The sequence below is a fragment of the Paenibacillus sp. CMAA1364 genome (assembly GCF_054373195.1).
In genome coordinates, this window is the sequence record NZ_JBITNB010000001.1 from 1 (window position 1) to 20,661 (window position 20,661).

18 protein-coding genes are annotated in these 20,661 nt (G+C 39.0%); 3 read left to right on the top strand and 15 right to left on the bottom strand.

Going from position 1 to position 20,661, the window contains the following annotated elements:
• Window positions 1–123 precede the first annotated feature (123 nt).
• From ACH8E3_RS00005 to ACH8E3_RS00025, 5 genes are all read right to left on the bottom strand, one after another.
• Window positions 124–1,521 (bottom strand): sensor histidine kinase, encoded by a 1,398-nt coding sequence (locus ACH8E3_RS00005; RefSeq protein ID WP_458630879.1) that lies wholly within the window; start codon window positions 1,519–1,521, stop codon window positions 124–126.
• The gene (locus ACH8E3_RS00010) at window positions 1,521–2,216 is read right to left on the bottom strand and encodes a response regulator transcription factor (protein WP_458630535.1); all 696 of its coding nucleotides are present in this window, start codon (window positions 2,214–2,216) and stop codon (window positions 1,521–1,523) included. The genes ACH8E3_RS00005 and ACH8E3_RS00010 overlap by 1 nt, the downstream gene beginning before the upstream one ends.
• A complete protein-coding gene (locus ACH8E3_RS00015) occupies window positions 2,209–3,516 on the bottom strand; it encodes a hypothetical protein (RefSeq protein WP_458630536.1) in 1,308 nt (435 codons plus the stop codon). The genes ACH8E3_RS00010 and ACH8E3_RS00015 overlap by 8 nt, the downstream gene beginning before the upstream one ends.
• Before the next feature lie 35 nt (window positions 3,517–3,551).
• The gene (locus ACH8E3_RS00020; protein ID WP_458630537.1) at window positions 3,552–4,277 is read right to left on the bottom strand and encodes a phosphonate ABC transporter ATP-binding protein; all 726 of its coding nucleotides are present in this window, start codon (window positions 4,275–4,277) and stop codon (window positions 3,552–3,554) included.
• Window positions 4,278–4,367: 90 nt separating this feature from the next.
• The gene (locus ACH8E3_RS00025) at window positions 4,368–5,531 is read right to left on the bottom strand and encodes an MFS transporter (protein WP_458630880.1); all 1,164 of its coding nucleotides are present in this window, start codon (window positions 5,529–5,531) and stop codon (window positions 4,368–4,370) included.
• A gap of 119 nt (window positions 5,532–5,650) precedes the next feature.
• Between ACH8E3_RS00025 and ACH8E3_RS00030 the strand changes: the two genes are divergently transcribed.
• Both ACH8E3_RS00030 and ACH8E3_RS00035 read left to right on the top strand, forming a co-directional pair.
• Complete coding sequence (locus tag ACH8E3_RS00030; protein ID WP_458630881.1) at window positions 5,651–6,568, top strand: ArsR/SmtB family transcription factor; 918 nt, start codon at window positions 5,651–5,653, stop codon at window positions 6,566–6,568.
• A gap of 12 nt (window positions 6,569–6,580) precedes the next feature.
• On the top strand, window positions 6,581–7,342 hold the full coding sequence (locus ACH8E3_RS00035; RefSeq protein ID WP_458630538.1) for an HAD family hydrolase: 762 nt from the start codon (window positions 6,581–6,583) through the stop codon (window positions 7,340–7,342).
• Between the two features lie 17 nt (window positions 7,343–7,359).
• On the opposite strand, the gene ACH8E3_RS00040 is transcribed toward ACH8E3_RS00035, so the two are convergent.
• Window positions 7,360–9,564 (bottom strand): type IA DNA topoisomerase, encoded by a 2,205-nt coding sequence (locus ACH8E3_RS00040; protein ID WP_458630539.1) that lies wholly within the window; start codon window positions 9,562–9,564, stop codon window positions 7,360–7,362.
• 394 nt (window positions 9,565–9,958) lie between these two features.
• Here ACH8E3_RS00040 and ACH8E3_RS00045 point away from each other — a divergent pair, with 394 nt between their 5' ends.
• The gene (locus tag ACH8E3_RS00045; RefSeq protein WP_458630540.1) at window positions 9,959–10,225 is read left to right on the top strand and encodes an AbrB/MazE/SpoVT family DNA-binding domain-containing protein; all 267 of its coding nucleotides are present in this window, start codon (window positions 9,959–9,961) and stop codon (window positions 10,223–10,225) included.
• Between the two features lie 108 nt (window positions 10,226–10,333).
• On the opposite strand, the gene ACH8E3_RS00050 is transcribed toward ACH8E3_RS00045, so the two are convergent.
• From ACH8E3_RS00050 to ACH8E3_RS00090, 9 genes are all read right to left on the bottom strand, one after another.
• Window positions 10,334–10,819, bottom strand: coding sequence for a dihydrofolate reductase (locus tag ACH8E3_RS00050; RefSeq protein WP_458630541.1), 486 nt, complete (start codon window positions 10,817–10,819; stop codon window positions 10,334–10,336).
• A gap of 12 nt (window positions 10,820–10,831) precedes the next feature.
• Entirely contained in the window at window positions 10,832–11,626 is a 795-nt protein-coding gene (thyA, locus tag ACH8E3_RS00055) for a thymidylate synthase (RefSeq protein ID WP_458630542.1), read from the bottom strand.
• Window positions 11,627–12,062: 436 nt separating this feature from the next.
• Window positions 12,063–12,389, bottom strand: coding sequence for a hypothetical protein (locus ACH8E3_RS00060; protein WP_458630543.1), 327 nt, complete (start codon window positions 12,387–12,389; stop codon window positions 12,063–12,065).
• Between the two features lie 16 nt (window positions 12,390–12,405).
• Entirely contained in the window at window positions 12,406–13,578 is a 1,173-nt protein-coding gene (locus tag ACH8E3_RS00065) for a hypothetical protein (protein WP_458630544.1), read from the bottom strand.
• 15 nt (window positions 13,579–13,593) lie between these two features.
• Entirely contained in the window at window positions 13,594–14,664 is a 1,071-nt protein-coding gene (locus tag ACH8E3_RS00070) for a copper amine oxidase N-terminal domain-containing protein (RefSeq protein ID WP_458630545.1), read from the bottom strand.
• Window positions 14,639–15,310, bottom strand: coding sequence for a hypothetical protein (locus ACH8E3_RS00075; RefSeq protein ID WP_458630546.1), 672 nt, complete (start codon window positions 15,308–15,310; stop codon window positions 14,639–14,641). The genes ACH8E3_RS00070 and ACH8E3_RS00075 overlap by 26 nt, the downstream gene beginning before the upstream one ends.
• A gap of 99 nt (window positions 15,311–15,409) precedes the next feature.
• A complete protein-coding gene (locus tag ACH8E3_RS00080) occupies window positions 15,410–16,702 on the bottom strand; it encodes an S-layer homology domain-containing protein (protein ID WP_458630547.1) in 1,293 nt (430 codons plus the stop codon).
• Between the two features lie 1,189 nt (window positions 16,703–17,891).
• Complete coding sequence (lpdA, locus tag ACH8E3_RS00085; protein WP_458630548.1) at window positions 17,892–19,316, bottom strand: dihydrolipoyl dehydrogenase; 1,425 nt, start codon at window positions 19,314–19,316, stop codon at window positions 17,892–17,894.
• Window positions 19,317–19,318: 2 nt separating this feature from the next.
• Window positions 19,319–20,632: a dihydrolipoamide acetyltransferase family protein gene (locus ACH8E3_RS00090; protein ID WP_458630549.1), complete on the bottom strand. Its 1,314-nt coding sequence runs from the start codon at window positions 20,630–20,632 to the stop codon at window positions 19,319–19,321.
• Window positions 20,633–20,661: the final 29 nt, after the last annotated feature.

A 20,661-nucleotide genomic window follows, 5' to 3' on the forward strand; every position in this document is an offset into this window, starting at 1 on the left:
GCCTTCGCCATTCGGGACTCACACCCTATAGATAGCGCCCATGCTGGGCGCACAATAAGAGCGGATCTCCTACGTATAAGGAGACCGCTCTTATTCTAATTTACTATCATAGCGAATAACTATCTAGAATTGTAAATTACCTATAGGTAACATAACTCTTACGATTGTTCCTTCACCTAGAGTACTATGAATCTCTAATGTGCCTTGATGTTGTTCCACAAGTTGCTGTGATATCGCAAGACCCAAACCTGTTCCACCGTTCAATGGATTCACTTGGAAGAATCGATCTCTTACTCGGTTTAGATGTTCTTCACTAATTCCCAACCCTGAGTCTTGTACATCCACTTCAACTTGTTCAGGGTAACAATGAACGATAATATGAATAACACTGTTCTCTTCAGAGAATTTAATAGCGTTATCAACAAGATTCAAGAATACTTGTTTCAGTCGATTGCCATCTGCATAAATAACCGGATTCTCAGCGGATTCCAACGTCAACTTAATGTATTTCTTCTCTGCTTTTGTCCATAAGTTCAACATGATTTCCTGAAGCAATTCTTTCAGTTCGACCTCACCAACGACAAGCTTCATCTCATTTTGTTGCAGCTTAGAGAAATCTAATATTTCTTCAACTAGACCAATTAATCGCTGTGTTTCTTTGGATATAATCTGCATCCCAATCTTAGTCTCTTCAGGATCATAACCACCCGAACTAACTGTCTCACTCCACCCTTTAATACTCGTTAGAGGAGTTCTTAACTCATGGGATATGGATGAGATGAAATCATCTTTGATCTGGTTACTTCGAATGATCTCTTCAGCCATATGATTCAAAGTACTCGCTAATTCACCTAGTTCATACTTGTAATCACCTTTCACTCTCACCTTGTATTTCCCTTTGGCCATTAGAGCAGATACGGCTGTAATATTATTCAATGGTTTAACGATAGAATTCGCCAGACCTAAGCTGAATGCTAATACAACCGCTAATACGGAAATACCTATACCAACGGATAGCAAAGTAACATTTAACAGCTTATCATTCACGGTTTCTAATGATGTTGTATACCTTAGAATAAAGGTATCTTCACTACCAATTTGAATTAGTTTGGATACAGACATCACATCTTCATTCGTAGCAAGCTGCCGTCCCACCCATCTACCGGTATTACCTGAGATCGCTTGTGGAATATCGCTAGTTGTTATAATGGTATCTGGGTTGAATTCCGTTGTATTAATGAGCACTTTTCCTTTGGGATCTAAAATTTGGAGTTCTGTGCTTGTTAACTTGAAATTAGAGAGCATGTCGGTCAGTAGATCATTATTATCTTCTTCATAAAGTAGAAATTTTTGATAATATCTTTCAGAACTTTTGACTGAGTTCGAAATATGGCTGAATACACTATCGTAATAATATGTTCTTAATACTAATAGGAAGATAACTTCCACAATGAGCAGCGCCGTGAACACTACTATGAAATAGTGTAGAACGATCTGTCTGCGTATGCCCTTCTTACTCATTAAACGTTGCCTTTCCACTTATACCCATGCCCCCATACCGTTTGTAAGTACTCTGGTTCTGATGGGTTTTCCTCAATTTTTTGACGCAAACGACGAATATTGACATCTACAATCTTCGGGTCTCCCATATATTCTTTTCCCCACACATGATCTAACAATACATCTCGACTTAGCGGTGTCGTCTCTTTCTCTATAAAAAATTGAATCAGTGAGAACTCCGTAGGTGTAAGTTCGATAAGAGTTCCGTTCTTTTTAAATTGTTTGGCAATGAGATCAAGTGAAAATGGGCCTGAATTAAAGGTGATTTGTGCAGAATTCTGACGATGAACACTTACACGTCTTAATAAGGATTGAATTCTAGCAATAAGTTCAGTCGGACTGAAAGGTTTACTGATATGGTCGTCAGCACCTACTGATAATGCATAGACTTTGTCTTGTTCTTGTACCTTAGCCGTTAAGAATATAATTCCGATCCGTTCATTGGTTTCTCTAATTCTTCGACATACCTCAAATCCATCTATGCCAGGAACCATGACATCTAGAAGTGCAATATCTATGTCAGGTATTGTTGATAATTTATCTATCGCCTCATATCCATCCGCAGCCTCAACCACATCAAATCCATTACGTTTTAAGTTGATCACGATAAAACTGCGAATAGATTCTTCATCCTCCAGAATTAGTACCTTACTCATGAATGCTACCTTTCCTTTCTATCGGAGCTACATCTGTCTCCAGTTTTTTGTTCTTATTAAGTTCAAGATCAATATCATTTCCTTTATATGCAATTACTTTATCGTTAGCACGAACTAATAACTCCCAAGTGTTATGGTTATTATCCCATTCTTGTTGTGTGAAGAACTTAATCTCAGCAATTGTTTTATCCGTATCCAACATTTTAAAGCGTAGATACGAATCTTTATCCGACATCGTGTCGATTGTGATATTATCATGCCATTCAGGCGAGAAGAAATTAAGCATAAATCGATTCTTATGATCATGATATTGTTGTTTAACGAATCTCATTCCATCTTTCTCATCCCACTGATAGTATGAGAAGAACCAAGGTATTTCTTCATAACCAAAGTGTTCCCATCCTTTGGGTGTTTCGAGAATTCCTACTTCAATAATACCATCCTTATCCACATCTTCGCTATAAATCTGGATGTCTTTGTACGTTTGATCCATATTTAATACTGGAATGAGTTTATTCTCGTCCATAACGATCACTTCAGAATAATAATAGCCAGAACCAGAACCACTTTCCGCATCTAATACGATCCCTTTTTTGTCTTTGGATACATTTCCAGCTATCACATTGTAGTAATTATTAAGTAGGGGTTCCATGTCTAATTTATCAATCTCTATAAAGTCATCTTTTAAATATTGAAAGACCGTCATTCTTGCATATTCATTCTTCTTCAATGACACGAGCGTGAGATCGTTCAGAGTATCTCCATTTAGATCATTGATAATGAAATGTGTATATGAGAAATCACGGACCTTATCCAGTTTGCCATCATTATAACTATAAATCACGAGACCGTTCTGCTGTTCTTCTTCTCCTCTGGAGTAGCCAGCAATAATATTCATATTACCATCATTTGTGATATCTATAAATTGCAGTGATTCAAGAACCTTCCCTTCACCTTCAAAGGTTAATTGCTGTAGCCAAGTTCCATTTTCAATAGCAAAAACAGATCCATATAATGGAACCGCTGAATCATTCGTCTGATAAAAGACGACGACTTCTTTTTGCCCATCATTATTCAAATCAACGAAACGAATTAGACTTGTGTTATCATTCTCTTTCGCACGAATCAAATCCGCACCTACCGGAAGTTGTGATGTAATAAAGGAACGTAATGACTCATTCTCAGCGGAAATCTGTGGTGTCTTCATAAGTGAGACTGGATCACTGATGATGCTGCAACCTCCAAGAATTAAAAGGGTCAAGCAAGCAGCACATACTCGAATTAAGCTTGATTGGTACACCTACATCACTCTTTTCTATATTAAAACTTATTCAATCAGATCATATTCTTTTCTTGTTGTGTGAGTCGTCGACCTTTTACATCGAATACGACCTCACCTTTAGATAGACCGATAATTCGAGTCCCGTATCTCTCCGCAAGTTCAAGTGGAATGACGGTCAGTACAGTAACTCTTTCTTCTTTACATAAGGAACGCATCTGTTCAAGGACACTTTCTACTGATTTAGGATCAAGACCAACAACCGGTTCATCAGCAAGTATGACTTTTGCTCCATGTGCAATAGCCCGTGCAATCGCCACTCGTTGCTTCTCCCCACCACTTAATTCCCCCATCTTGCGATGAGCTTTATCGAGAAGCCCCATGCTTTGAATCACATCCATAGCTCCCATATAATCATCAGAACGAACCATGCCTGTTAGCATACGCCACCAAGGTGTCTGATTCGATTGACCAATTAGAACATTTTTGAGTGCTGTTTTTTTGGGATTAAATTGAGGGCTTTGTTCCAAGTATGCCCATTCTCTTTTGAATTTCATCTTTTGGAAGAAACCAAATCGTAGAGCATCTTCTCCATCTACATTAAAAGACCCTTCGTCCCATTTCGTATTTAATGAAAGGCATTGAAGCAATACACTTTTTCCGCTTCCACTAGCCCCAACTATGGTAATCAATTCTCCCTTATGGAATTGAATATTAACGTCACGAAGAACAGGATTCTTCTCAATCCCAATTAACTTACTAAGATGTTGTACTGTGATCATTCAGATGACACTCCTTTAAATAGCATATTCTTTAAGTGTATTGGAAAAGAGAATATAATTCCATGCAAACAAATGTTCCTACCATATATACTATTTCGACGAACGATAACGAAACCCTGCTAGTCCAAACAATAAGTAGGATAATCCTAGGACAATAAATAGTCCTTCTTTCCAATGATAGAATATCATTAAGCCACTGATACTGGGTCCAATGACACTTCCAATATTGAATTGAAATGATGCTACAACGTTAGCAGCTGGAAGTAATGTGCGTGGTAAGACATCTGCGGCATAAGCTAGTCCCAATGAGAAGAAGGAACCAACTAATCCTCCCGCAATGGTCAACAGTACCATTGTCCACCAGAAGTGATCTCCTGCAATAGGTATGAGTGTAAATATTAACCCTCCCAGTATTCCACAGAACATCAATATTCTTTTTCTACCATAACGGTCACTCCACATACCCAATGGAAGTTGCAGTAGCAATCCACCAATACCTATTGCTGGTAATAAGGAAGAAATCTGATTCTCGTTATAACCAATTTGCAACCCATATAACGGAAAGCTACTGTTCATGCTAGCTTCCATATATCCGTATAGTAGTGCTGGAATAAGAGCATACCATGCAATCATATAACTACGACGAAAGCGACGACTCTCATGCTCACTTTCGGCAACTTTTATAGGTCGCTCATTTGGAAGCATTGTAATAACGATGATCAATACGACGAGAAGGCACAGACTTAGTATAAAGAAAGGTACTTGTTGCCCGTATTTTATAAGCTGGATACCAAGAGGCCCAATACTAAATCCAAGGCCATAGGACATACCATATATGGAAAGATTCCTTCCTCTTTGTGTAGATGGCGAGAACATCATTACCCATAATTGAGAAGTGTAATGTAGTGCGCTATTCCCTATGCCAATTAACACGCGGAGTATAAACCATACTCTCAAATCGGGAATGAAAGGGAACATAATTGTAGTGAGCAGTATAAGCACCAATCCACCAACAATCAACTTTTTGAAGCCTAATGCTCCTAATAATTTCTCCGCCACGATCATAATGCCGAAGGATCCTATATATAGTGCGGCTGAATTCAGCCCATTCATCATTTCTGAGACACCCATTTGATCCAATAGAATCGCTAATAATGGAAGTAGCATTCCTTGTGTTATTCCTGCCACTACAATGACAGCGATGAGTATGAGATAATGAGAACTTGTACTTTTGTGATGCGTAAGTTTAGTCATGTTAGTATCGTTTGACACGTTGAAGCCCCCTTAAACTATTCCACATTATAGTAGACAATAATGATCAAAACAAGCCATAATAAAAGAAGTTGATTAACCGAAGGTGAGGTATGATGAAGATGAACTATAATGTGAAAGTTGATGTTTCATCGATATATGAATTGATGGCAAGTTTTATGGTCTACACTTCCAAGAAGTGGACGGATAATATGGATATCGGTCCAGATTGGATTAATCAAGTAGAAGCTCAACTGCCCTCAAGTGTACGTGAAACATTATCTCCCGCCTCATCTTGGCCATTCTCTGACTTTGATTTGTTATATATGTGGATCATTCATAGACATACAGGTGATGATGTTGGATCTTTTCTCGCATATTTAGAACAGTCTAGCGTCGATTCTTTATTCACAGTAGCATCACCCTTTTTACCAACCATGACTACGGATGACGTACAACGGATACGCCATGATTATGTTCCACTTCTTCATCTATGGTATGAACATTATTTCAAGACGATTGAACAAGATATTATACCCCTTCTTGAAGAGGATGCGTTAGAAAAGAAATCACTACTAAACAAAATGGACCCTGAACAATTGATTGAATACGCATCTGGTGGTCTTGTTGTTGAAGACCTACAAGATCTGAAGACTGTGGTACTCTTCCCAACCGTTCATAACCGGCCTATTAATACCTATTGTTTCTATACGGGTATTCTACTTATTCAGTATCCCGTAGATGTACCTGAAGAGAATGAAGAGATTCCGCCGACGTGCCTTACTCGTATGACACATGCATTAACGGATCAGACTCGCCTTCGGTTACTTCGATATATTACAAATCAACCGAAATCACTCACAGAAATGCACATTGATCTCGATCAACCCATGGAGACATTAAAGCACCATCTTATGATCCTAAGAGTCGCTGGATTTCTTCGTATTCATATAGATGATCACAACAATGAGAAGTTCAGTATCCGCACCGATGGTGTAGCAGAACTTCGGATGTTCTTAGAATCATATATTCAGTTATAGGAGTGAATCCCAATGAACACCAGGCAACAAATACTCTTTGATTTGGATGATACACTCATTCATTGCAATAAATATTTCGGATTAATCTTGGATCGTTTCTTCGAATTAACACATGATTGGTTCAGCGATTACGAACTAACGACAAACGAAATACGTCAAAAACAAATTGAAATTGATATCGCGTCCGTTCATGATCTAGGGTTCAAAAGTATAAATTTCCCTCAGTCCTTAATCAATACGTACCGTTACTTTTGTTCTAAATTTCAACGCCGTACTCATGTTCAAGAAGAGCATCACTTGATGGAATTAGGACTTAGCGTATATGATCTTCCCGTTGAAGCATATCCTGGCATGGTCGAGACGCTGGAGACCCTTAAGATGAGTGGTCATCAGCTATATCTCTATACAGGTGGAGAAACCGCCATTCAACAGCGTAAGATTGATCAAATGAACTTGACTATGTATTTTGACGAGCGAATCTATATTCGGGAACATAAGAATACAGCCTGTCTGGAACAAATTCTACGAGAAGGAAATTTTGATCGTACTTCTACATGGATGATTGGAAATTCTCTAAGAACAGATGTCATGCCAGCTCTTACTGCCGGAATCTGTAGTATTTACATTCAAATATCAAATGAATGGGAATATAACATTATAGAACTAGATGATTCCCCTGAACATATTCTCTATAGAGCCCATTCAATTGATGAAGTACCTGATTTAATTAATCATAAAATAGAGATAGAAATGAAACAACGGACCCTCAACTAAAGGGTTCCGTTGTTTTTTTATGACTCGATCATCAGTTCGCCCGATTCTACGTTTTTGATCAATAGTCTTCCTTCACTCGGTGTGCCATCCTCTAATGTTATCTTTAATTTCGCTGTTTTCCCTTTCTCAACAAGCGCCTTCACTTGAGTATCACTTAAAGTCCGACCGAAGCTTTCCTTCCATATGACGAACTTACAGCCCTCTTTATAATGTGAGCAACCATAGCCTTTCTTCCCCATGAATATCATTCCGCCACAACCAGGCCGAGGACAATTCGCAATCATTTGAGGTGACATGGACGTTTTCTCAGTAGCAGTGTTATTAGGCTTAACTCTGGGTTTCGGGCTAGTCTTCTTTGTTGGCGTCTCACTTTCAAAAGAAGTCTTATCTGCTCTAGATTGGACACGAACTTTATCCACAATCATCGTAGCGAATTTCTTCACATTCCCCATGAATTGGGCATCAGATGCGGTACCACGGGAGATTTCATTCAATCGACGCTCCCATTGTCCTGTCATTTCAGGTGATGTGAGTAGATCTATACCTGCACCACGTATTAATTCAATAGCCATCCGACCCTTTTGCGTCAGTTGTATCCTCTTTCCTTGCATCTCAACATAACCTACATTTTTCAAACGTTCGATCGTTGCTGCACGCGTTGCAGGCGTACCCAGTCCCGAATCTTTCATGGCATCTCTTAGCTCTTCGTTCTCAATTTGCTTCCCTGCACTTTCCATCGCTTTCAGAAGTGTACCTTCCGTGAAATGCTTTGGTGGTTGTGTATCCTTTTCCTTCACAATCGCATCTATGCATATGACAGGTTCATTCGGAAGTACTGTGAATGGTTCACTCACTTCATTCTCTTCTTCTTCCTCTTCTTCCTTATCTTTTGCATTTGTCTTCTTCACGACATCCTTCTTCTGATCATGATAGATGATCTTCCAGCCCATACTTAACAATTCTTTAACCGTTGTCTTAAACATTTCGCCTTCGATTTCAGTCATTACCGTATGAACTTTATATTCAGCGGCTGGATAGAATTGGGATAGGAACCGTCTAACAATTAGATCATATAATTTCTGCTCATCTGGATTTAGATTGTTAGCCTTGCGATGAGTAGGCATAATAGCATGATGATCTTCTACTTTGGAAGGATTACAAATGGCCTTATTACCAATATGTACTAAGCTACGATCTGCTCCAGCTGCTAATTCAGAGTACGTTGTACCTTGTAATACAGATAATGTCTTATGCATTTCAGGAATATTCTGTTCCGTGACGTAGTTGGAATTCGTACGCGGGTACGAGATCACCTTGTGCTTCTCATAAAGGGCTTGCGCTACGTCCAATGTTTTCTTTGCCGAGAAAGAATATTTCCCGTTAGCTTCACGCTGCAAAAGTGTAAGATCATATAACTTATTGGGATGTTCTTTCGTTTCTTTCACATCATAAGAAGCTATGCGGCCTTGCTTACCTTTTACTTTGGCAGCTACTGCCTCTATCTTGATTGGATCCGTCATACGTTCACCTTGCCACATGCCTTTATAAGTTAAATCTTGTTGCGTAAAGTGTGACTCAAGATCAAAGAATTTCAATGATGAGAAAGCTTCAATCTGCTTCTGTCTATCATAGATTAGTGCTAGGACAGGGGTCTGAACTCTGCCTACAGATAACAATACATTGTGCTTAGTTGTAAAAGCTCGAGAGCCATTCATACCAATTAACCAATCTGCTTCACTACGCGCCCTCGCTGCTTTGGTTAGATTATCATATTCCGATCCTTCTTTTAACTCTGCAAATCCTTTTCTGATCGTCTCAGGGGTTAAATCTGATATCCATAGTCGCTTCACGGGCTGTGTTAGCTTCAAATGTCGCTGTATCAATGAGAATATATGTTGACCTTCTCGCCCAGCATCACATGAGTTAATAAGCAAATCACTACGTTTAGCTAATTCATCTATCACTTTAAGTTGATCCACTGTTCTCTTATTGGGGATTAGTTTAAATGCTTCTGGAATGATAGGAAGATCCCTAATATTCCACTTTTTATATTTCTCATCATATGCTTCCGGTTCTGCTAACCCAATTAAATGACCAATGGCCCATGTAATAATATATTGTTCACCCTCTAGATAGGTACGATAGTTCTTCGCTTTAGGTTCAATGGCTGCAGCTATATTTCGACCCATATCAGGTTTTTCCGCGATGATGAGTGTCTTCATTACATTCTCACTCCTTACTTGCCAATACATTATCAGTATCGTTCATTAAGATATATCGTATCATATCATACCATAGTAAAATATTATATTTATCAAACTATGAAAACCTAATTTTTAGTAACCTATGGTAATCTATTCATATATTCACTGTTCCTGTACTTCTATTTGATGTTTTTGGCATAAAATGTCGAATGATTCTCAAATGATTCTGGAACATATTAGGAAAATTTCTTTTCGTTAGTGTTATTGCGATAAATTTTAGTGGTTATTATTGACTAATTAGTTGACAAGAGTCATTAACTAGGAATAAAATTCAAATGAAAGAATGTCGTAACGAGTCGAAATTTACTAATTTTTGTCGAAATGTTCGATCTATTATAAGGGGGAAAATAATATGTTAAAAGCAACAGGTATTGTGAGAAAAGTCGATGAATTGGGTCGCATAGTATTACCAATAGAGTTACGTAGAACGCTAGGCATTGAAATTAAGGATGGTCTAGAAATCTATGTTGATGGTGATCGCATTGTTCTAAAGAAATATGAGCCATCATGTATCTTCACTGGTGATGCAGAGAACCTAGTCTATTTCAAAGGTAAAATGATTAGTAAAGCTGCTTTGGAAGAAATGTTGGAAGTCTATAATCAGAATTTCGTTAAATAATTCAATTTTATCTTAAAAGCTAGACACATAATAACGGGGCAACTCCTCTATGGGATATCTTTCAATCCTAGAGGTTTGCCCCATTTATTATTCCTATGGTTTACTTCGCTATCTCCTAATATAGGTACAAAAAGCATACTCATATGGATTTCTCTCATCTTGAATCCCCTGTACTTCCTCTGTTAACGTCCAATCCGACCATTCGATATCAGGAAAAACCGTATCACCTTCGAAATCAGCATTTATCCTTGTAACGAGTAAACGATCCGCACGAGTAATCCAATCCTTGTATATCTGTGCCCCACCAATAATCATTAATTCCTGATCTTTAGCATACGCTAACGCCTCTTGCATCGTATGGATGACCAGCCCGTCTTGTACGGTGTAATTCGGGTCACGTGTCATGATGATATTCGTACGCTCCTTCAATGGCTTTCCACCAAAGGATTCCCAAGTCTTTCTGCCCATGACAACAGGTTTACCTATAGTCTGTTCCTTGAAGAAAGCCATGTCTCTTGGTAAGCGCCACGGTAAGCCTCCATCTTTCCCTACCACGCCATTGCTACCCATTGCCCATATCAAAGTAACACTCATACCTGTTCCTCCTTATATTGCGACTGGAGCTTTAATCCCCGGATGATGATTGTAATTCACAAATTTGAAATCTTCAAATTTATAATCAAAGATGGAATCTGGCTTTCTTGTAATTTCTAATTGTGGTAGATCAAATGGTTCTCGTTGCAGTTGAGTTGCAACTTGTTCCATATGGTTGCTGTAGATATGCACATCTCCACCAGACCAAATAAACTCTCCTACCTCTAGACCACACTGTTGGGCCACCATATGTGTTAATAATGCATAACTGGCAATGTTAAAAGGAAGACCTAGGAACGTATCTACAGATCGCATGGTGAGCATGCAGGATAACTTCCCATCTGCGACATAGAATTGAAACACAAAATGACAGGGTGGTAACTTCATATTGTCTATCTCCCCTACATTCCATGCACTAACAATATGACGACGTGAATCAGGATTACTCTTAATAGCTTCAATAACGTTAGCTAATTGATCTATTTTTTGTCCACTAGTTGATTCCCAAGCTCTCCACTGTGAACCATATACCGGTCCTAAGTCGCCGTTCTCATCTGCCCATTCATCCCAAATGCTTACACCATTTTCTTTCAAATATTTCGTGTTCGTATCTCCGCTAATGAACCATAACAATTCATGAACGACTGATTTTAGATGAACTCTTTTAGTTGTAAGTAACGGAAATCCTTTGGCTAGATCGAATCGAAGCTGACGACCAAATACGGATAACGTACCTGTACCTGTGCGATCACCTTTAGGCGTACCATGATCTAATATATCTTGTAACAAATCTAAATAATTCTTCACGTATAATGACACCTCACTATTATTCTATATCTGCAATCAATAACACAACTATTCCTTTTCTTTATCATTATATACTTACTTCTATTCTAACTACAATCTGAGTCCAATACCACATTATTAACCTCTTCAGATTACTCAAGCTAAACGTACGTAGTGATCCAGTCTTAAGACAGGTCGCTTTAATCAGTCTCTTTCTTATTGCGTTGTTCTGAATCCTATGCTGCGTGATCTTTGCTGATTAATCCATATAGATAATCTCGACAACTTGATCACTATATTTAGCTTGCATAGTATTCACTCCATTGAGAACATTTGCTATCACCATATAAGAACAAGTATTCCTTATTCAAGTAGAAATAAATCAAAACCCCACTGACCGATTAAGGTTGGCGGGGTGTCTGTTATTCCCAAGCGCTTGCAAAGTTTTATAACTTCTTTACTGATTAATTCCAAGTGCGTTGTATATTACGAAAATTGGTATAACTTTTCCGAATTGGTCTATAACTGTCACATCTCCTACAATAGGTTTTGGAGTTGCCACTTTAGCCACGTTCTTCGAGTATATATTATATCCGTCATAAATTCCTGCCTCACCCAAATACTCGCCCTCAACGTAGATGTTGATTGAGAAGTCATCCAAGTTGTTGAATACGTATTCTTTAGTAGGCTCTATATTTGTTACTTTACCTATTCTTGGGTTTGATCCTTCCACAACCTTAAATATCATTGTCTTACCCTCAATCTCCGGCACATTAACCTTCAACGTTTTATTCACCTTATCATAATGAATACCATTTGCCATTAACCCGTTTAGTACCAGAGTTGTCTACTAATACCTGTGCGTTACCTGCGACAACTTTCTGTGAATCGGAGGACATTGTGTCAATTTCATTTGGGTCCTTTAATCCAATTCTACCGGTTACGTTTCTATCGGAGTAACCGTAAGCAGTGTATTCAAATTCAACACCATTAACAGTCTTGCCGTTTATTTGTCTAGTAGATATTCTAGCTTTACCAGGATTATCAAACTTAGGATATGGAGTCATGTGATAAATTGTGTAAGCGTTGTAATCATCGTCCTTGTGCTTACCAGGGAATGCTCCATCCTTTTCGTAAATTCCCCCTAGTTTTTGTACTAGTGCGGGTACGTGGAAATATGTGTCGTTGTACTTAGCTGACCCAGGCGATGTGTCCGTTACCTCAAATAGTCCGTTAGATGTTTTTCCATCTGAGTTTACTAGAGGACCATCGTCAGGCATGGAATACTTAGCCATACTATCGTAACCGTCTAGAGTTCTATCTATTCTTTTTTCTATTCGTTTAGCATCTTCCTTAGTGTATAACTTACTACCTAAACCGGAATATGCGGATATGAACTCCTGGAAGTTAAATGTTACATCGAAGAGTGCTGCTACCATAGGCGTGTTCATAGAATCTCTTCGTAGCAATGTATAACCTGTCCCAGCTTCGTTTTTACCGTCTACTTTCTCCCTATCCACATCATAAGCCTGTAATTCTACTATGATTTCTTTTCCTGAACCTAGTGTTGATGATCCGGGTCCGTTTAATTCTCCGTGACTGTTGAACTCATTAAGGAATACACCTGCCATTTTGGTTAGCGAAGCTTTTCTTTTTATTTGTTGGTTATCTTTAACATCTGCGTTAGGTCCTTTTGCACGGTTGTGCATCTGCCCCCCGTTAACTCCTGCCGCTCCCCATCCGCCTAATCCGGAGAATGCTCCCCGTAACATGTAGTTGTCTTTATTGGTGTATTTATTATACTCCAGACTTAGGTAATCCCCAGTGTAGTGGTTGTATCCTGAGAACCCTACTCCAATCGACTTTAATTTATTAGCTACACTGTCGGCACTCTCAGCTTTTATATTAATTGGGAATGCAGTTACTATAAGCGCTGTAGATAATAATGTGGCTATTATTTTTTTAATATTCAATTTGATATCTCTCCTTTACTGTTTAATTCCCAGTGCGTTGTATATTACTGTGATTGGTATTACTTTTCCGAATTGGTCTATTACAGTAATGTCACCTACAATAGGTTTTGGAGTGGCTACCTTAGCAACATTCTCTGAATATATGTTGTAGCTGTCGTAGATACCTGCCTCACCTAGATACTCCCCTTCAATGTAAATATTAATTGAGAAGTCTTCTAAATTACTAATAGTATACTCCTTACCCCACTCTAAATCCGTTACTTTTCCTTTTCTAGGGTTCGGTCCCTCCACTATTGCTCCAATCAAATTTTTACCCTTAATCTCAGGTAGTTTAACCTTCAACGTCTTAGTCGCCTTATCATACTTAATACCATTGAAAATCTTAGGTGCGACATCCTTCTGAGGAATATTTCCAGGTTTCCAATTCATATTCCCCTCAGTTCCACCAGTAATTCCGCCCGGTACAACAACTGGTGGCGTAACAACAGGAGGTTTGGTGTCCGGCTTTTCCGGAACCCCAGTATCCCAAGTCGTAGTAATTTCTACTGTTCTCTCTGCAACATTGTAATTTACCTTTGCTCCTAATCCTTCACTGATTGCACGAAGGGGAACCATAGTACGTGGATACTTATATCCAGGTGTTACCTTCAATACAGCAGGTGCGTTCAGTGTTTTAGTCAATCCGTTCACCTTGATAGTCTTTTTACCAACGGTTACGGATACATCAGACTTCGGATTATCCATTGCTACACTGGCAGTCTCTGTTTTAGCATCCCAACCTACCTTTGCATTTAGTGCTTCGGATACGAACCTTAGTGGTACATAAGTCGTATCTGTTGCTCCATCTATATATGCTTTTCCTTCTGCGATTACTACCTCATATCCATTTACCTTAACTGCGATGCTGTGCTCTGATGCGGCAAACGATGTTTGTGTAAAACCTGCAAGTGAAGCGAATAATAAGGTACCGATAACTACCCTTTTAAATATTCCTGCGAAGATGTCCTTCAATTCAATCTTCCTCTCGTCTATATGTAATTTTACTATAATCGGCTGTAACTTATATGTAACCCATTGTAGAAACACCGTCAAATGCTCCCCAGGATGCTACGGCACTCTCTTTACTTCTGATTTGACCGAACATGTCAGCCGTAGCACCTATAACCATTGGTCCTGAGGGTGTTCCACCAATTCGGATTTCTTTGGATTCTTCGAGTTTTGCCATGTATACGATGTCGAATGGGAGGGGGTATGTTATCTGATACTTTGTTGTTGATCCACCCATTAGTCCGTAATCCGAGTGAGGGAAACTCTCACCAACCTCAACCCCAGCCAGTACTGCTTTGTCTCCACTAAAGTTTATGTCTACAATACGTGCGGACATACCAGTGTGAACTACGTGAACAGCTTTATATGATTGTATTTTTGATAGTTGTATATTACCACCCAAACTGTCAGTGAATCCATTTGGAATATATGCGGGGTCAGACAGATCAATCAGCAGGTTCAGAACAGCATTTACTGGTTTATTGCTTCCGTTGTCCGCTATATCTAGTGGAGAACCATTTACAGCTCTCCACTTACCGTTATCTAACTGAAATAACTCTGCTTTGGCTCGTACTTTACCTTCCCCTTTCCCCTCAGTTATCTTTTTCTGCATAGTTGCTGGTGATGAGGGTTCAAAGTAGGGTGCTTTTGGTGTGAATGGCGCCCCCACTGAGTTTGCGCTCAAACTACTGTAGTTACCCCGTGCTATTGCTATACATACTACGATAGCTACCATAGCCATAACTCTATATTTAATAGTCAACTTCAATTTTATACACCTCGCTTATTGGAGTCTGTATTCCTTAGTTACTCCTACCCGCATCCAATCACCATCTACAGTCATAATTGTCATACCTACCATAAGATTGTATCCTGTATCCCCTAACTTAGGCTTTAAAAAGTCACCGTACCCCCAGTATCTTACAGCAACATCTTTCTTCAATAGATTTCTCGCAGGCATATCAATCCCAACGTGAGTTAATCCGTACTGCTTAGGCGCTAAGTGCTGTATAGACATATTGTCTAAAACTCTATCCGTATTTCTAAAGTTAGCTACCGTAATACTATCTACCTTATCATTTCCTTTATAGTTTACAGTTTGTTCTGAGAATGTGAGGAACCTGTCGTTCATCATACTTGTCGCTTCAACACTTTTATCCATGAATACCTTTTTGTAAATACTCTGATACCCTACATCGGAAGGATCAACTACAATTAAGTTGTGTAATTTCATGTCCGCATTATTCTTCATTGTCTTAATACTTCTATTTAACATAGGTTTAAACTCTTCAACTACATTATAATCCTCTCTCATCCCATCCACCAACTTACCTCTCATAACCTCCAACGGCGCCACCACAAACATATTAGTCCCAATCTTACCAACCTCACGCATTTCCGTTAAACCTTTAAAGTCGGTAGCCTTTTTCGTAGCTACTTCACTATACCGTGATAACAACGTAGCAACCTCTGCACGTGTAGTTGTTCGTGTAACTCCAATTGTCTTATCTTCGGCAACACTCATTAATCCTGTTCCCATGACTACCGCGATTCCTGATACATCCTTAGCAGGAAGTGTCTTTGCGAAATACTCCTTAGCTGGAACAACTGTATTTTGTGAATCAGTCATTGCTAATGTGTAGTCGTTATCTACTACGGTTAATCCATTAGCAAACCACTTTGCCATCTCACCACGTGTTAATGACTTAGTTGCATCCAACTTTGTACCGTATTCTCTAGTATTAATGAACCCTTTTTCAATCGCTCCGGTAATTCCTGATGTAGCCCACGCTGGAATATCAGTAAAGTTACTATTTCCCGATCCTACCTTATTAGGTTGATTCTCTAGTCGTGATAGAATAACTGCCATTTCTGTTTTCGTTACAGGATTATTAGGCTTAAATGTACCATCTGGATACCCTTTGAAGTAACCCATTGTTACTGCCTCGTCGATTGCTGTCTTAGCCCAATGCTTGTCCGTTACGTCTTTAAATCCAGCTGGTGCCGCCCCAACAATTCCTGCAAACATTACCATTGACATTGCTACTGTTAACATACTTGTAATTACTTTCTTCATTCTTCATCGCTCCTTATTTGTAATTCATCGAATACTTGATTATCTTCAGTTGATGGCACCTGCAAGGGATCTATCTGATAATAGTAGTTCATTAGATATTCATACGTCTTATTATCGTTCCTAACAAACCATACCATCTTACCAAATATTCGGATATGTATCTATTAATTCTTTTATATTCTTTTTACAACAATTAGAAGATTCAGAACTAGCGAAACTAAAAGACTGTCATATTGCACTTAACTATGGATCAACTTACGTTCAGAATATATCATTCTTCTTTTTTGTGTTTTTATCTCTCCTATTTTAATCCCTTCTTTTTAAATTCATTTCTGTTCTCTTATAAATTATTGAGTCTAGAATCCCTCTACAAAAGTATTAGGTAGAACTTCAACATACAGAGGGGAGCTACTTAATATGAAATTGATCTCAATATTCATTACGAGAACTACAGAAGTGAGTGATAGAATATTTATTCAATCTATTTCGAAAAGACCCGTAATTCTTCTGATCTGGAACCACAAAAATCATCTATGTTTAGTTGTACAACATTTCATCAACATACTCTTAAATTAATACACGTTCGAATAACTCCCTTTTATCAAAGGGAGTTGTTTTTGTTACTCCGGTTTACCGTTTAGATCTAAATACTTTACATATTGTCACTACTATCATCTAATCCAGTCATTATCATATTCAAATAAAACTCATAGGCTTATGTAAATTCATATCTGTAATATACACTACAAGTGAAAGCCTACCTAGCCCAAGCGAAACCTTCTTAACTTCGGTAATGACGTTTTCAAATTTCAAATCCACTAAGTTAAAATTCTTCCTTTTCAGATAAGCGTATTTTGCTTCGGATAGAAATAGAAAACCGACAGTAAATACAATTTCGAGGACATCCCTATTTATTTCGGAACAGAAACGGTTAAAAAGTTGCAGAATTCTGCTTAAAGTAGCGCAAAGGACGGAACGATTTCGTAAAAGCGATAGCGGTCGCCTTGGTCTCTGAATTTCAACCGCTGAAAGGTTTAATCTAGAAATTTGGAGACCACAGCGATTGAAGAAATGTTCCGTCCTTGGAGCGTCCTCTCAGCCTCTAGTTTTCATCCTTGAAAAAAAAAAAAAAGGGTGCCCCTAGCCATTTACATGACTATGGGACAGCCCTCTTATAAATTCATTTCTTTTACTTCTTGCGTGGAGCCATAGCGTGAATTGGATTTCCAAGACCTAACTCAGCGGCTTCCATCACAATTTCACCCAATGTAGGATGGGCATGTATAGTCAATGCGATATCTTCTAGTGTAGCACCCATCTCAATAGCTAAACCAAGTTCAGCAATTAAGTTAGAAGCTTCAATACCTGCAATATGACATCCTAATACAAGATCTGTACCTTCTTCAGATATCAACTTCACGAAGCCATCTGGGCTATTCAGAGATAGTGCACGACCATTACCAGCGAATGGGAATTTAGCTACGACAACTTTGTAGCCTTTCTCTTTCGCTTCATTCTCTGTGTAACCTACACTAGCACATTCAGGATCTGTAAATGCAACTGCTGGAATACATTTGTAATCAACAACAGATGTAAGACCTGAAATAACTTCTGCAGCTACTTTACCTTCATATGAAGCTTTATGAGCTAGAGCTGGACCTGCAACAATATCACCAATAGCAAAGATATGTGGATAATTCGTACGTCCTTGATGATCGACTTTAATTAATCCACGCTCATCCATCTCAATACCTACAAGATCAAGTCCTAGTTCACCATCTGTATTCGGACGACGTCCAACGGTTACAAGCAAGTAATCCGCAGTAATCTCTTTTGTTTCTCCACCAACAGAATATTTAACGGTTACGTCTTTATCTGTTTGAGAAGCACTTTCTGCCTTAGCATTAGTAACGATCTCAATTCCTGTTTTCTCCATGCTCTTCACAACAAGCTTAGTCATATCAGGATCGAAACCATTAAGTACAGAGTCCATACCTTCAATAATTGTGATCTTGGTACCGAACTTCGAATACATTTGACCAAGTTCTGCTCCGATGTATCCTCCACCAATAACGATCATTGATTTAGGAATCTCTGGCAGATCCAAAGCTTCCGTGGAAGACATGATACGACCACCGAATGGGAATGGTTTAAGTTCGATTGGACGAGAACCCGTAGCAATAATACAGTTCTTGAAACGGTAACGTGGAGATTCGTGTTCATTGAATACACGAGCCTCGTTCTCATTGATGAACATACACTCACCATTGAAAATTTCCACTTTGTTACCTTTAAGTAAGCCTGCAACGCCACCTGTTAATTTCTTAATAACGCCATTCTTGAACTCTTGCGTCTTCGTGAAATCAACCTTAACGTCCTTAGCTGTAACACCGAAAGCTTCTCCATGCTGAGCGGACTCATACTGGTGAGCTGCTGCGATCAAAGCTTTGGAAGGAATACATCCACGGTTCAGACAGACACCGCCTACCTCTGATTTATCTACGATAAGTACCTTTTGTCCAAGTTGAGCAGCACGAATTGCTGCTACATAACCACCAGGACCAGCACCAATGACTAGTGTATCGATATCTAAAGAAGCGTCTCCAACTACCATGATTATACCTCCATTACAAGCGACTCAGGATTATTGAGTAGCGATTTAATATAGTTCATGAAATGTTGTGCAGTTGCTCCATCAATAATACGATGGTCGAAGCTTAGTGATAATGCCATAACTTGTGCTGCAACCACTTCACCGTTCTTGATCACTGCTTTCTCAGAAATACGACCTGTACCCAAGATTGCAACTTCTGGGAAGTTGATAATCGGAGTAAAGAACATACCGCCTGCAGAACCAATGTTGGAAATAGAAATGGTGCTACCTTTCATTTCGTTCGCACTTAATTTACCATCACGGCCACGAACAGCAAGGTCAGTAATAGCTTCAGCAATCATCCAAATGCTCTTACGATCAGCATCTTTAATGACTGGAACGATCAAGCCGTTAGGTGTATCTGTTGCAATACCAACGTTGTAGTATTTTTTGTATACCACTTCATTACTATCTTCATCGATCATAGCATTAAGTGCTGGATATTGACGACTTGCAGCAACTAAAGCTTTAACGATAAATGGTAAGTAAGTCACTTTAATACCTTTTTTCTCTGCAATTGGTTTCATACGCGTACGGAATGCTACCAAATCAGTTACATCTACCTCATCCATAATGGTTACGTGTGGAGCAGTGTATGCTGACTTAACCATTGCGTTTGCAATTGCTTTACGTATTCCCTTGAATGGAACACGTTCCTCTTCAAGATTAGCATTACCTGAAGAAGTTACCGTTGTAGAAGTAGAAGTTGTCTCTTCTGCTTGTGCATTTTCAGCAACTGGCTCAGAAGTCTTTTGACCACCATTCTTGAACGATTCAACATCTTCTTTCGTAATTTTACCATTTGTACCTGTACCCGTTACATTAGATATATCAATGCCATGCTCACGCGCTAATTTGCGAACGCTTGGTGTAGCAAGAACATCTTTGTTCGGTGCAACAGGAGTTGCAGATGATGTTGGTGCTTCATTAGCTTGATCTTTAGCAGGTGAAGAAGTTGTATCCGCACTACCTTGTGCCGCATCCGCTTCTTGACTAGATTGTTCTTCTGCATGAATCTCTTGATCAGGAATGTCGCCTTCAGCTTCAATAACGGCTACAACGTCCCCGATTCGACATACTTGTCCGTCCTTCGTACGTACTTCGATAACTGTTCCGTTTACTGGACTTGGCACTTCGATGACTGCTTTGTCATTCTGAACTTCCATGATAATATCGTCATCTGTGATTTTGTCACCTTGCTTAATGTGCATCTTAATGATTTCACCTTCGTGTAAGCCTTCGCCTAATTCCGGGAAACGATATTCAAATTTAGCCAATGTTCTTACCTCCTAATTTATGACTGAGA

What these genes read in the sequence shown, in the direction of transcription:
- ACH8E3_RS00005 (WP_458630879.1), bottom strand. Translation starts at nt 1,521, where the DNA reads ATGAGTAAGAAGGGCATACGCAGACAGATCGTTCTACACTATTTCATA.
- ACH8E3_RS00010 (WP_458630535.1), bottom strand. Translation starts at nt 2,216, where the DNA reads ATGAGTAAGGTACTAATTCTGGAGGATGAAGAATCTATTCGCAGTTTT.
- ACH8E3_RS00020 (WP_458630537.1), bottom strand. Translation starts at nt 4,277, where the DNA reads ATGATCACAGTACAACATCTTAGTAAGTTAATTGGGATTGAGAAGAAT.
- ACH8E3_RS00025 (WP_458630880.1), bottom strand. Translation starts at nt 5,531, where the DNA reads ATGACTAAACTTACGCATCACAAAAGTACAAGTTCTCATTATCTCATA.
- ACH8E3_RS00030 (WP_458630881.1), top strand. Translation starts at nt 5,651, where the DNA reads ATGAACTATAATGTGAAAGTTGATGTTTCATCGATATATGAATTGATG.
- ACH8E3_RS00035 (WP_458630538.1), top strand. Translation starts at nt 6,581, where the DNA reads ATGAACACCAGGCAACAAATACTCTTTGATTTGGATGATACACTCATT.
- ACH8E3_RS00040 (WP_458630539.1), bottom strand. Translation starts at nt 9,564, where the DNA reads ATGAAGACACTCATCATCGCGGAAAAACCTGATATGGGTCGAAATATA.
- ACH8E3_RS00045 (WP_458630540.1), top strand. Translation starts at nt 9,959, where the DNA reads ATGTTAAAAGCAACAGGTATTGTGAGAAAAGTCGATGAATTGGGTCGC.
- ACH8E3_RS00050 (WP_458630541.1), bottom strand. Translation starts at nt 10,819, where the DNA reads ATGAGTGTTACTTTGATATGGGCAATGGGTAGCAATGGCGTGGTAGGG.
- ACH8E3_RS00080 (WP_458630547.1), bottom strand. Translation starts at nt 16,702, where the DNA reads ATGAAGAAAGTAATTACAAGTATGTTAACAGTAGCAATGTCAATGGTA.
- lpdA (WP_458630548.1), bottom strand. Translation starts at nt 19,316, where the DNA reads ATGGTAGTTGGAGACGCTTCTTTAGATATCGATACACTAGTCATTGGT.